Here is a 12,529-nt window from a genome sequence, read left to right as displayed (position 1 = left end):
GAGTGCTGCCCGTCTTTTAGGGCTTGTTCCCTAGCACGTCCTGCAACGAGCGCGAGGTATCCCAGCGCTCGGTGCTCGCGGTCGGCTCGTCGGCGAAGCGCACCGCGACGGTGGCGTCGATCCCGGCGGCGCGCAAGGGCATCGCGAAACTGCGCTCGACCGCCCGGCGCGTGGCATCGCGCGCGAGCGTGATCATCGCCGGTTCGCGCGCCTGGCGGATCAGCTCGATCTGGCCGGCACGGCGGTTGGCGGCGTCGAGACGCTTTTCGGCGTCGGTGAAGGTCGTCAGCACACCGCCCGAGCCATATTCGCGGACCGCATTCAGATCGACCTGCGGGCCATCCGCCTCGACTGCGGGCAGGCGCACCGACAGCGTCTTGCTCGCGCCGTCCCAGGCGACATCGGCCTGGGTTAGCTTGGCCATGTCGACCTCGTAGCGGACCATGCCGGGCATGATCAGCGTCTTCTCGGTGGTAAAGCCGAGCTGCGACTGTTTCGAGGTGACGACCGCGACATAGCGCGCGGCGAAGGCGGACAGGCGGTTCTGTTCGCGCAGGCCCTGGAGGCTGGCGCTGGCGATCGTGGTGGGATCGGGGGTCAGGCGGTCGCTGACATAGCGCTGCACCGCCCACATCGCGAGCAGGGCGGCGAGGACGAGGATGACGACCACGCCGACCGCCTTGGCCAGGAAGCCGCCGATGCCGCCACCGCGTGCGGGAGTCAGGTTTTCGTCTGCCATGCTTCGCCTTCCTCGATCACCAGTCCGCGGGTTTGCAAATCGTAGAGATGCGCGAGCACCGATCGCTCGGCCGCGGGCACGAGCCGCGGGTCTAGCCCTGCATACATACGCTCGACCATCGCGGGGATCGACCGCGCGGCCTCGCGGATCAGGCGCAGGATCTGCCCCTCGCGCTGCTTGCGATGGCCGAGCATGCCGCGGACGAGCCGCTGCGGCTTCTCGATCGCCTCGCCGTGCCCGGGATAATAGACGCGGTCGTCGCGGCCCATCAGCTTTTCGAGGCTCGCCATGTACGCCGTCATGTTGCCGTCGGGGGGAGAGACGATCGTCGTCGACCAGCCCATCACGTGATCGCCGGAGAACAGCGCCCCGGTCTCGGGCAGCGCGAAGGCGAGATGGTTCGAGGTATGGCCCGGCGTCGCAATCGCCTCCAGCGTCCAGCCATTGCCCTCGATCCTATCCCCCTCGACCATCACGCGGTCGGGCGCATAGGCGCTGTCGAACGACGCATCCGCGCGCGCGCCGGCATCGTCCAGATCGAACGGCGCGGCGCCGACGATCGGCGCGCCCGTGAGCGCCTGTAGCGGTCGTGTCGCAGGGCTGTGATCGCGGTGGTGGTGCGTGACGACGATCGCGGTCACGGGACGACCATCGATGGCGCGCAGCAAGGCAGCGATATGCGCGGGGTCGTCGGGTCCGGGATCGATCACCGCCACGTCGGTACGGCCGACGATGTGCGTCTGCGTACCCGTGTGCGTGAAGGGCGATGGATTGGGCGCGAGCACGCGAACGACGAGCGGCTCGAGCTGGATCGGGATACCGGTCGGATGCTCAGCCATGGGATCGAAATGGCGGCTTCGCGCGGCGATGGCAAGACCCAAGCGTTTCAGTCAAATGTCGGCGATCTTTACAAGTCGTCGCAACGGGAAATCGCTATTAACTATCGCGTGCCGCGCAAGACGGCGCCCAACAGAAGTTGGCACGCAGGGTGCAAGATTGGGAATGTCACCGAACGCTGCTGCGTTCATGCAGGGTGGATCGACCGCTTCCTTCCGGTCTCGCGTCGATCCACCCTCCCCGGTGCCACCTCAAGATACATGCGCACCGGACTCGTCATCCTGACGAATGTCAGGAACCAGGATGACGAAGGGCAACCTTTCTTGTCTCTCGATCCTGACTTCCGTCAGGATGACGGAGGTGAGGTGAGGCATACTGACCGCGGTGATCAACGGGATACTGCGCCCTACCCCACCGCAACTTCAGACCGTCTTCTGCTTCTCGAACAGCTGCGCGAGTTCGCCGCTCTCGTACATTTCCATCATGATGTCCGAGCCGCCGACGAACTCACCGTCGACATAGAGCTGCGGAATCGTCGGCCAGTCCGAGTACGCCTTGATACCCTGACGGATGCCCTGGTCCTGCAACACGTCGACGCTCTCAAACTCGACTTCGAGATGGTTGAGGATCGCAATCGCGCGGCTGGAAAAGCCGCACTGCGGGAACAGCGGGCTGCCCTTCATGAACAATACTACGGGGCTGGCCTTCACCACGGCGTCGATGCGGGCGTTTGTGTCGTCGGTCATGTCTTCGTCCTCAGGAAATTGCAGTGGTAAGCTGGAGCGCGTGCAGCACGCCGCCCATGCGGCCGCCGAGTGCGGCGTAAACGGCCTGGTGCTGCTTCACGCGGCTCATGCCGGCGAAACTCGGTGCAACGACCTTCGCGGCATAATGATCGCCGTCACCGGCAAGATCGGTGATCTCGACCTGCGCATCGGGGATCGCGTCGCGGATCATGGTGGCAATATCGTCGGCAGCCATCGGCATCTTATTGTGCCTCCATCAGCTGGCGACGTGCCTCGATCATCTGCTGCGCAAGCGCGCGGCGCACGGTCGCCTCGTCATGATCGAGCCCGGCAGCCGTCATGTCGCCGACGAGCTTGCGGACGACGTCGTCATCGCCGCCGCCTTCCATGTCGGCATGGACGAGCGCGGTGGCATAGGCATCGGTTTCCTCGGGCGTCAGGTTCATCTCATGTGCCGCCCACACACCGAGCAGGCGATTGCGCCGCGCGGTGATCCGGAATGCCATTTCATCCTCGCGCACGAAATGCGCCTCGCTGGCGCGTTCGCGATCGTCGAATGTGGTCATAGCGCGGGTCCCCGGTGCAGTCTCATACGGCCCCGAGATAGGTCGCGCACGGCGCATGCGCAACAATGCCGCGCCAGCCGGGATCGACTTGTCGACCGCCGGTACGATACTGTTAGCCGATCTCGACCACCAGCTTGCCGATCGCCCCGCGCGCGGCCATCTTCGCGATTGCCTTGCCACCGTCTTCGAATGCGAAGACTTCGGTGACTCGCGGCGCGATCTTCCCCTCTGCCCAGAGATCGAACAGCGTTTCGATATGCGCCTGGTTCGCCTTCGGATCGCGCGCCGCGAACGCGCCCCAGAAGACGCCGCAGACGTCGCAGCTCTTGAGCAGGGTCAGGTTGAGCGGGAGTTTCGGGATGCCGGCGGGGAAGCCGACGACGAGGTACCGCCCCTCCCAGGCGATCGAGCGCAACGCGGGCTCGGCATAATCGCCGCCCACCGGATCGTAGATCACGTGTGCGCCATAGCGACCGACCGCTGCCTTGAACTGTTCGGCGAGCGCTTTCGACTGCGCCTTATCGAACGGCGCCCGGGCATAGATCAGCGTGTCGTCAGCACCGGCGGATTTCGCCGCGTCGGCCTTCTCTTCCGACGAGACGGCGGCGACGACCTTCGCGCCGAACGCCTTGCCGAGTTCAATCGCCGCGAGCCCTACCCCGCCGGCGGCGCCGAGCACCAGCAGCGTCTGCCCCGGCTGGATATGCCCGCGGTCGAGCAGTGCGTGGATTGTCGTGCCGTAGGTGAGGATCAGCGATGCGCCCTCGGCAAAGCTGCGACCTTCGGGAAGGCGGTAGAGCTTGGCAGGGTCGGCGATCACCTTCTCGCAAAGACCGCCATGGCCAAGCATCGCAATGACCCGGTCGCCGACCGACCAACCGGTCACGCCCTCGCCGATCGAATCGATCGTGCCGGCGATCTCGCCACCCGGTGCGAACGGCCGCTCCGGCTTGAACTGGTATTTGTCCTCGATGATCAGGACGTCGGGAAAGTTGATCGCGCAGGCCTTGACCGCGACGACGACCTGTCCGGGGCCGGCCACCAGATCGGGCAGCTCGACCATTTCCAGAGTTTCAGGTCCGCCGATCGCCTTCGACACCAATGCTCGCATACCCGCTCTCCACCGTCGTCCAGGGGCGATTCGATGCGACCGCCTCCTCGAATTTCGAAATCTGGGTATCCCTTGCCAGCGTGAGACCGACTTCGTCCAGCCCTTCCATGAGGCACTGGCGACGGAATGCGTCGAGATCGAAGCTGAAGCGATCCTGGAACGGGGTGGTCACGGTCATCGTTTCGAGGTCGACGGTGACGATCTGGTCCTGTGCGACCTCCAGCAGGCGGTCGATCGCCTCCTGCGGGAGGACGACGGGCACGATCCCGTTCTTGAACGCGTTCCCCGAGAAGATGTCGGAGAAGCTCGGCGCGATCACCGCGGTGATGCCCATGTCGGCAAGCGCCCAGGCGGCGTGCTCGCGGCTCGAGCCGCAGCCGAAATTGTCCCCCGCGATCAGGATCGGCGACCCAGCGTAACGCGGATCGTCGAAGATGTTTGCCGGATCGGCGCGCACCGTCTCGAACGCGCCACGGCCTAGGCCGGTGCGCGTGATCGTCTTGAGCCAGTGCGCCGGAATGATGACATCGGTATCGATGTTCTTCGCGCCCCACGGATAGGCGCGACCCGAGACGGTGGTGACGGGGGTCATCGCTGTTCCGTGTGCTCCGGGACGACGCGTGCCGATGCGACATAAGCCGCTACGCCGCTGAGCATTGCGCCCGCCGCCAGCAATACGAAAACCTTCTTCATGCGCTTGCCCCCATTAACTCTCTGACGTCGCTCAGCTTGCCCGTTACCGCCGCCGCCGCCGCCATTGCGGGTGATACCAGATGCGTGCGCGCTCCGGGACCCTGTCTGCCGACGAAATTACGGTTCGACGTGGAAGCGCAACGCTCCCCCGCAGGGACTTTGTCCGGGTTCATCGCCAGGCACATCGAACAGCCGGGCTCGCGCCATTCGAACCCTGCCGTGATGAAGATCCGGTCGAGCCCCTCGGCTTCCGCCTGCCGCTTGACGAGCCCCGATCCGGGGACGACGAGCGCACGCACACCGTCGGCGACATGGCGCCCGTCGGCGATCGCCGCGGCGGCGCGCAGGTCCTCGATGCGGCTGTTGGTGCAGCTGCCGATGAAGACGTGCTGGATCGTAACGTCGCGCATCGCGGTGCCAGCGGTGAGCCCCATATAGTCGAGCGACTTTTGCGCCGCCGCCTGCTTGGCGGGGTCGGTAAAGCTCGACGGCTCGGGGACGACGCCGGTGATCGGCACGACGTCCTCCGGGCTGGTGCCCCAGGTAAGACCCGGAGCGATATCGGCGGCATCGAGCACGACAGACTTGTCGTATGTCGCGCCGGGATCGGTCGCGAGGCTGCGCCACCACGCGACGGCCTTGTCCCAATTCTCGCCGGTCGGCGCCATCGGGCGACCTTTCAGATAAGCGAAGGTCGTGTCGTCGGGCGCGATCAGCCCGGCGCGCGCGCCCGCCTCGATCGACATGTTGGCGATCGTCAGGCGGCCCTCGATCGACATCGCGCGGATCACGCTGCCGGTGAATTCGATGACGTGGCCGGTGCCGCCCGCTGCACCGATCTTGCCGATGATCGCGAGGATGACATCCTTCGGGCTGACGCCGAAACCGAGTTCGCCATCGACGCGGACTTCCATCGTCTTCGCCTGCGACAGGAGCAAGGTCTGCGTGGCGAGGACATGCTCGACCTCGCTCGTGCCGATCCCGAACGCGAGCGCGCCGAGCGCACCATGCGCGGAGGTATGGCTGTCGCCGCAGACGAGCGTCGTGCCGGGCAGCGTAAAGCCCTGCTCGGGGCCGACGACGTGGACGATGCCCTGCTCGGCGGCGGTCGCGTCGATATAGTCGATCCCGAACTCGGTCGTATTGCGGCGCAGCGCATCGAGTTGCTGCGCGCTTTCGGGATCGGCGATCGGCAGGACACGCCCGGCGGCGTCCTTGCGCGGCGTCGTCGGCAGGTTGTGATCGGGGACGGCAAGCGTCAGGTCGGGACGACGGACTTTCCGCCCGGCGACGCGAAGGCCTTCGAACGCTTGCGGGCTGGTGACCTCGTGGACGAGGTGACGGTCGATATAGATCAGGCAGGTGCCATCGTCGCGACGTTCGACGACGTGCGCGGCCCAGATCTTTTCGTACAGCGTTTGTGGAATAGCCATGATGGGGCGCGCGGTAACCGAAAAGGGCTGCGACGCCAAGGTTTGATGTAATTTTCGGTCGCAGGAATACGGCGGCGCGGCGCGTATCGGCCTCCATCCGTCATCCTGACGAAAGTCAGGATGACGGTGGGGGAGCGGGCATCGCCGCATTGAGGAACGCGACGCTGTCGGCCAGCACCGGGGCTTTACCGCGAAACGGTTTCGACAGCGCCATCGCGACGTTCTCGTGGCTCAAGCCGGGATAATCGATGTGCGTCACCGGCGCCCCCAGCGCCTTCAGCCGCGCGGTCAGGTTGATCGCGTTGTGCGGCTTGACCTGCGTGTCGTCGCCCGCGGTGATCAGCAGCATCGGCGGCGCATCCGCGCGTGCGAAGTGGATCGGCTGGGTCATCACCGGATCGGCCGCGCCCTGCATCGCGTCGATCGCGCGTTTGGCGGTGAAGGGGTAGAAATCGTACGGCCCGCACAGCCCGACCGCAGCCTTGATGATATGCGGATCGACGCCCTCCGCCTTCAGCCAGCGCTGGTCGAGCGTCAGCATCGCTACGGTGTACGCGCCTGCGGAATGTCCTGCGACCGCGATCCGGTTGGGGTCGCCGCCCGATTGCGCGATGTGCTCGCGGGTCCATTTCACCGCTTCGGCGCCGTCCTGGAGGAAGGCGGGGAAGCGCACGTCGGGGACCTTGCGGTAATCGGGCATGACGACGACGTAGCCCGCCTTCGCATAGGCGCGCGCCGCGAACGCATAGGCGCCGCGCGAGCCGTGGACCCAGCCGCCGCCATACCAGAAGATCAGCACCGGCAGCCCGGTCTTCGCGCCACCGGACGGACGCCAGACGTCGAGCTTTTGGCCATGCGTGCCGAACGGCACCCCCTCGCGTACCCGCGCGGTCCCGCGGCCACCGCCCATCACGCCGTCGAGGACGCTGAGCGTGCCGGGCCCCGCGGAGAACGCCGCGCCCGCGATCAGGATCACGATCAACGCCAGGACGATGGCAGCGCGCTTCATCAGGCGGTGTAGCGCGCCGTCGTCTTCGCCGCGACCGCGTCCGCGGTGACGCCGGGGGCGAGTTCGATCAGCTTGAAGGGCGAGTCGTGGTCAGGGCGCTGGAACACCGCAAGGTCGGTGACGATCATGTCGACGACGTTCTTGCCCGTCAGCGGCAGCGTGCACGACGGGATGAACTTCGGCGTCCCGTCCTTGGCGGTGTGATCCATCACGACGATGATCTGCTTGACGCCCGCGACGAGGTCCATCGCGCCGCCCATGCCCTTGATCATCTTGCCCGGGATCATCCAGTTGGCGATGTCGCCGTCCTCGCTGACCTCCATCGCGCCGAGCACCGTCAGGTCGATATGCCCGCCGCGGATCATCGCAAAGCTGTCGGACGAGCTGAAATATACCGAGCTGGGCAGTTCGCTGATCGTCTGCTTGCCCGCGTTGATCAGGTCGGCATCCTCCTCACCCGCATAGGGGAACGGGCCGATCCCGAGCATCCCGTTCTCCGACTGGAGCGTGACGGTCATGCCGTCGGGAATGTTGTTGGCGACCAGCGTCGGGATGCCGATGCCGAGATTGACGTAATAGCCGTCCTTGAGTTCCCTGGCGGCGCGCGCGGCCATCTGGTTGCGATCCCACGGCATCAGTTGAGCGTTCCTTCCTGGATGGTCGAGATGGTCGTGACCTGGTCGCGCAGTTCGGCGCTGACGCCCTCGACGATGGCCTGCAACGCGGCATGCTCGGCAAGGCCCCAGGTGCCCGCATAGGCGCGCGCGGCGTGGCGGATCGTGTCGGCGAGCAGATAGCCGAACACCGTCGGATCCTCGAGCACGCCTGCATCGATCAGCACGTTGCTGCCCGCATTGTTGGTGATCCAGATGCGCGCGACCTCGACCGATTCGTCGGTCAGTGCGGCGCCTGCATCGAGTTTGATCGCATTGGGGTGATCGGCGGGATGATCGGCCATCAGCGCATGCCTCCAGTCGGAGCCCATTGGACGTTGGGCGGGAATACTTCGTCACGCGAGCCTTTCAGCGCGGTGCCGTAGACGGGGTTGGGCAGCACGAACCACCCTGCCCCCCATTTCGCGGTGATCGCGGGCGACTGGACCACGGCGCGACGCGCGGCGGGGGCCTGGCCCACGTTAAACAGATCGCTGAAATCGCCGAGCTGATCGCCGCCCATCGCGACGACGCAATATTTCGCGGCGATCGTCGCGCGGCGGCCGTCCTTCTTCGAGCCGGTCGCGTCGTCGCCCGACAGGAACAGCGTTTCGCCGTGGCGCGCGGGGCCGAGCCCTGCACCCTCGATCGTCGCCTGAGTCTGCGCGGCGTTGGCGGCGGAGCGGTTGGTGTTGAAGACGACGGTCACGCCCATCGCGCGGAGTTGCGTCAGCGCCGCCATCGCGCCGGGGACGGGCGCGACCTGTTTGATGCCGGTCCGCTCCCACGCCTGCCAGCGCGAATCGGACCAGGGCTGGCCCGACGCCGCATCATATTCGAAGCCGAGGTTGAGCAGCACGGTCTCGTCGACGTCGAACACGGCCGCTTTCGGCTTGGTGCCGCACGTGGTCCAGCTGGGCGCGGCAAGCGACGCGCCGGGCGCGAGGACGACCGACGTCGGCGTGCGCTGCGCGCGGACATAGCTGACGAGTGCGTTCCACGCCTGGATGCTGACCGCCGCGGCTTCGCCCGAGGCATAGAGATACTGCATCCCCGCGGGGACGCCGTCGACCGTCACCGGCACCGCGGCGGTCGGTGTCGCGGCGATCGACGTCGGCGCGGACACGCTGACGCAGCCCTGCAAGGCCAGTGCGCCTGCGAACGCAGGAGCCCAGGATACCGCCCGCAGCGCCCGCGAACCCGCACTGCTGCGTTCGCCGGACAACAGCGCCGATTTCACGCCGAGACCCGCTCGCGGACGGTGCGGAATTCGATCTGCTTGTCGTAGGGCGCGCCGACGATCATCCGCTTCACATAGATCCCCGGCAGGTGGATCGTGTCGGGATCGAGGCTGCCGACCGGCACGATCTCCTCGACCTCGGCGACGCAGATTTTCCCCGCGGTAGCCATGGGCTGGTTGAAGTTGCGCGCGGTCTTGCGGAAGATCAGGTTGCCGCTCTCGTCCGCCTTCCAGCCCTTGATAATGCTCAGGTCCGCACGGATGCCGCGTTCGAGAATATAGTCCTGTCCGTCGAAGGTCTTCACCTCCTTGCCCTCCGCCACCAACGTGCCGACGCCGGTCTTGGTATAGAAGCCGGGGATGCCCGCGCCGCCCGCCCGGCAGCGTTCGGCGAGCGTCCCCTGCGGGCAGAACTCGACCTCGAGCTCACCGCTCAGATATTGCCGCTCGAACTCCTTGTTCTCACCGACATAGGACGAGATCATCTTCTTGACCTGGCGCGAGCGGAGCAGCTTGCCGAGGCCCTGCCCGTCGATCCCGGCATTGTTGCTGGCGATCGTCAGATCCTTGACCCCCGATGCCTCGATCGCGTCGATCAGCCGCTCGGGGATGCCGCACAGCCCGAACCCGCCCGCGCAGATCGTCATGCCGTCGAACAGCACGCCCTCGAGTGCCGTTGCCGCATCGGTGTAGCGCTTGTTCGCCATGCATCCTCCTAGAGCTTTCGCCTCGCATAAGACGCCGTCCGGCGCTCGGCAACTTAGTAAGCGAGCGCGAGACCAGGGCGTTTCCACCGCGTCTTCACGAGCCGGCCACTGCCCGAGCAGGTGATATAGGCGTCCATGCCGTCCGCGCCGCCCCAGCAGATGTTGGTGGTGAAGACGTCGTCGGTCGCGACGAACTCGACCAGTTCGCCCGCCGGCGAGATCACGCTGATCCCGCATTCGCCGATCGTCGCGACGCAGATGTTGCCACCCGCCTCGACGCCGAGCGAATCGAAGAACTTGTAGCCGGCGGGACGGTAGAGCGGCGTTCCCGCGGCACTGGCGACCTTGCCCGGCGCGACGATGTCGAACGCCATCAGCCGGCAGGTGAAGGTTTCCGCCGCGTACAGCCGCGTGCCGTCGGGCGAGAGACCGATGCCGTTGGGATTTTCGCTGGGGAAGATCACTTCCGCGAGATGGCTGCCATCGGCCCTGGCGTAGAAGATGCCGGTGATGTCGCGCGCCCGATCGCGCGATTTGCCGTGATCGGTGAACCAGAAGCCGCCGTGCGAATCGAAGACGATGTCGTTCGGGCCACGCAGCGTGCAGCCGAAGTCGCCGTCCCGGTAGAGCGTCTCGACCGCGCCGGTGGCGATGTCGATCCGTTCGATGCGCCCGCCCGAATAGTCGTGCGGCTGGCCATGCGGGGTGAGGAAGCCGTTCGTCTCGCGCCAGGCGAAGCCGCCATTGTTGCAGCAATAGAGCAGGCCGTCTGGACCGATCGCGAGCCCGTTGGGGCCGCCACCGGGTTCGGCGACCGTCGTCCTGATGCCATCGGCGGCGATCCGCGTGATGCGGCCGGCCTCGATCTCGACGAGGAGGATGCTGCCATCGGGCATCGACACCGGGCCCTCCGGAAAGCGCAAGCCGCTGGCGACGATGGTGAATTCGGTCATGATCCTCTCCTGCCCCGAGTCGGGTTCGGCCCCGGCTTCGTGAACGCGGCAAGAGTAAGCGAGAACGCCGCGGGCGCACGACGTTTCTCGACTTCGCGCGAAACGGACGGCAGGATGCCGCGATGAGCACCACACGCACCGGCGGCCGCATCCTGGTCGACCAACTCGTCGCACAGGGCTGCGACCGGATCTTCACCGTACCGGGAGAGAGCTTCCTCGCCGTCCTCGACGCGCTGCACGATACGCCGGCGATCGACCTGGTGGTGTGCCGGCAAGAGGGCGGCGTCGCGTTCATGGCGTGCGCGGACGGCACGCTGACGCACCGGCCCGGCGTCGCGTTCGTGACGCGCGGGCCCGGCGCGACCAACGCGTCGATCGGCGTGCATGTCGCGATGCAGGATTCGCAGCCGATGATCCTGTTCGTTGGCGATATCGACCGCAGCACGCGCGACCGCGAGGCGTTTCAGGAGATCGATTTCCAGGCGATGTTCGCACCAATCGCCAAATGGGCGGCGCGGATCGACGATGCGCGACGCATCCCCGAATATGTCGCGCGCGCCTATGCGACCGCGCTGTCGGGACGGCCGGGGCCGGTGGTGCTCGCGCTGCCCGAGGACATGCTGCTCGACGCCGTGGAGGCCGTGGATCGGCCGCGGGTCGAGCGCGTGGCGCAAGGCTGCGACACCGACACGATGGATCTGCTCGCCGACCTGCTGACGACGGCGGAGCGCCCGGTCGCGATCGTCGGCGGCGCGGGCTGGGACGTGGCGGCGTCGGGCGCGTTCTCGACCTGGGCGGATCGCAACGGCATTCCGGTCGCCGCGGCGTTCCGGCGGCAGGATGCGATCCCGAACGACTGCCCGGTCTGGGCGGGCAATCTGGGCTATGGCCCCAACCCCAGGCTGGTCGAACGGGTGAAGGCGGCGGATCTGCTGCTGGTCGTCGGTCCGCGGCTGGGCGAGGCGACGACCGATGGCTATGCGCTGATCACGCCCGATCATCCGGGGCAGCGGCTGATCCACGTCCATCCCGATCCCGACGAGTTGCAGCGTGCCTACCACGCGGACGTCGCGGTGTGCGCGGGGATGGCGGAGTTCGCCGAGGCGTTGCTGCTGCTCGACCTGCCGCCGCGCACCGCCGGGCAGGAGGCGCATGCCGAATGGCGCGACTGGTCGACGCCACGCCCGCGCGATCTCGCGATGGATCTGGGGCCGTGCGTGACCGCGATGCGCGAGCGGCTGCCCGCGGATGCGATTATTTGCAACGGCGCGGGGAATTATTCGGGCTGGTGGCATCGCTACTGGCCCTATGCCGGGCCGGGGACGCAACTCGCGCCGACCGCCGGGGCGATGGGCTATGGCGTGCCCGCGGCAGTCGCCGCGTCGCTGCGGCATCCCGAGCGGACGGTCGTGGCGCTGGCCGGCGACGGGTGTTTCCTGATGAACGGGCAGGAGCTGGCGACCGCGGTGGCGCACGGGGCGGATATGCTGGTGCTGGTCGTCGACAATGGCGGGTACGGGACGATCCGGATGCACCAGGAGCGGGAGTATCCGGGCCGCGTGTCGGGGACGGCGCTGCGCAATCCGGACTTCGCGGCGCTCGGGCGGGCTTATGGGTGTTGGGCGGAGACGGTGACGCAGACGGGCGATTTCGTCGCTGTGCTGGATCGGGCGATGGGGCAGTCGGGCGTGCGGCTGCTGCACCTGGTGACGGATATCGAGGCGATCACCGCGGGCACGACGCTGGCGAAGGTGCGCGGGGCGGCATAAATTTTGGTTGATGATGACGCCACGACCCTACCCGAAGCCCCACCCCGGCGGAGGCCGGGGCCCAATTGGGGGA

15 protein-coding genes are annotated in these 12,529 nt (G+C 66.9%); 1 reads left to right on the top strand and 14 read right to left on the bottom strand.

The annotated features are described in order from the left end of the window. Positions 1–16: 16 nt before the first annotated feature. From C8J26_RS06475 to C8J26_RS06410, 14 genes are all read right to left on the bottom strand, one after another. Positions 17–739: a DUF4230 domain-containing protein gene (locus tag C8J26_RS06475; protein WP_107957229.1), complete on the bottom strand. Its 723-nt coding sequence runs from the start codon at positions 737–739 to the stop codon at positions 17–19. Then, complete coding sequence (locus tag C8J26_RS06470) at positions 721–1,578, bottom strand: MBL fold metallo-hydrolase (protein ID WP_107957580.1); 858 nt, start codon at positions 1,576–1,578, stop codon at positions 721–723. The genes C8J26_RS06475 and C8J26_RS06470 overlap by 19 nt, the downstream gene beginning before the upstream one ends. 420 nt (positions 1,579–1,998) lie before the next feature. Beyond that, positions 1,999–2,322, bottom strand: a complete 324-nt coding sequence (gene grxD / locus C8J26_RS06465) for a Grx4 family monothiol glutaredoxin (protein ID WP_107957228.1) — start codon at positions 2,320–2,322, stop codon at positions 1,999–2,001. A 10-nt stretch (positions 2,323–2,332) separates the two neighbouring features. Then, the gene (locus tag C8J26_RS06460) at positions 2,333–2,563 is read right to left on the bottom strand and encodes a BolA family protein (protein WP_056420018.1); all 231 of its coding nucleotides are present in this window, start codon (positions 2,561–2,563) and stop codon (positions 2,333–2,335) included. 1 nt (position 2,564) lies between these two features. Beyond that, on the bottom strand, positions 2,565–2,888 hold the full coding sequence (locus C8J26_RS06455; RefSeq protein WP_107957227.1) for a DUF1476 domain-containing protein: 324 nt from the start codon (positions 2,886–2,888) through the stop codon (positions 2,565–2,567). Positions 2,889–3,000: 112 nt separating this feature from the next. Continuing rightward, positions 3,001–3,999, bottom strand: a complete 999-nt coding sequence (locus C8J26_RS06450) for an NADPH:quinone oxidoreductase family protein (protein ID WP_208631336.1) — start codon at positions 3,997–3,999, stop codon at positions 3,001–3,003. Continuing rightward, positions 3,962–4,591, bottom strand: a complete 630-nt coding sequence (gene leuD / locus C8J26_RS06445) for a 3-isopropylmalate dehydratase small subunit (RefSeq protein WP_107957225.1) — start codon at positions 4,589–4,591, stop codon at positions 3,962–3,964. The genes C8J26_RS06450 and leuD overlap by 38 nt, the downstream gene beginning before the upstream one ends. 97 nt (positions 4,592–4,688) lie before the next feature. After that, on the bottom strand, positions 4,689–6,125 hold the full coding sequence (leuC, locus tag C8J26_RS06440) for a 3-isopropylmalate dehydratase large subunit (RefSeq protein WP_407818112.1): 1,437 nt from the start codon (positions 6,123–6,125) through the stop codon (positions 4,689–4,691). 115 nt (positions 6,126–6,240) lie between these two features. Continuing rightward, the gene (locus C8J26_RS06435; RefSeq protein WP_107957224.1) at positions 6,241–7,134 is read right to left on the bottom strand and encodes an alpha/beta hydrolase; all 894 of its coding nucleotides are present in this window, start codon (positions 7,132–7,134) and stop codon (positions 6,241–6,243) included. Then, positions 7,134–7,769, bottom strand: a complete 636-nt coding sequence (locus tag C8J26_RS06430) for a 3-oxoacid CoA-transferase subunit B (RefSeq protein ID WP_107957223.1) — start codon at positions 7,767–7,769, stop codon at positions 7,134–7,136. Before C8J26_RS06430 ends, C8J26_RS06435 begins: the two co-directional genes overlap by 1 nt. Next, on the bottom strand, positions 7,769–8,092 hold the full coding sequence (locus C8J26_RS06425; RefSeq protein WP_055879586.1) for a DUF5076 domain-containing protein: 324 nt from the start codon (positions 8,090–8,092) through the stop codon (positions 7,769–7,771). The genes C8J26_RS06430 and C8J26_RS06425 overlap by 1 nt, the downstream gene beginning before the upstream one ends. Beyond that, a complete protein-coding gene (locus tag C8J26_RS06420) occupies positions 8,092–9,027 on the bottom strand; it encodes an HAD family acid phosphatase (protein WP_425275398.1) in 936 nt (311 codons plus the stop codon). Before C8J26_RS06420 ends, C8J26_RS06425 begins: the two co-directional genes overlap by 1 nt. Next, positions 9,024–9,734 (bottom strand): CoA transferase subunit A, encoded by a 711-nt coding sequence (locus C8J26_RS06415; RefSeq protein ID WP_107957221.1) that lies wholly within the window; start codon positions 9,732–9,734, stop codon positions 9,024–9,026. The genes C8J26_RS06420 and C8J26_RS06415 overlap by 4 nt, the downstream gene beginning before the upstream one ends. A 53-nt stretch (positions 9,735–9,787) precedes the next feature. Next, positions 9,788–10,687 carry an SMP-30/gluconolactonase/LRE family protein gene (locus tag C8J26_RS06410; RefSeq protein ID WP_107957220.1) on the bottom strand — a complete coding sequence of 300 codons (900 nt, stop codon included), beginning with the start codon at positions 10,685–10,687 and terminating at the stop codon, positions 9,788–9,790. Positions 10,688–10,809: 122 nt separating this feature from the next. On the opposite strand from C8J26_RS06410, the gene C8J26_RS06405 reads away from it, so the two are divergent. Then, positions 10,810–12,456 (top strand): thiamine pyrophosphate-binding protein, encoded by a 1,647-nt coding sequence (locus C8J26_RS06405; protein WP_107957219.1) that lies wholly within the window; start codon positions 10,810–10,812, stop codon positions 12,454–12,456. Positions 12,457–12,529 lie beyond the last annotated feature (73 nt).

The sequence above is a fragment of the Sphingomonas aurantiaca genome, from assembly GCF_003050705.1.
Taxonomy (GTDB): domain Bacteria; phylum Pseudomonadota; class Alphaproteobacteria; order Sphingomonadales; family Sphingomonadaceae; genus Sphingomonas; species Sphingomonas aurantiaca.
The sequence above is the reverse complement of the archived record's forward strand: the minus strand, read 5'-3'. Positions and strand labels throughout refer to the sequence as shown.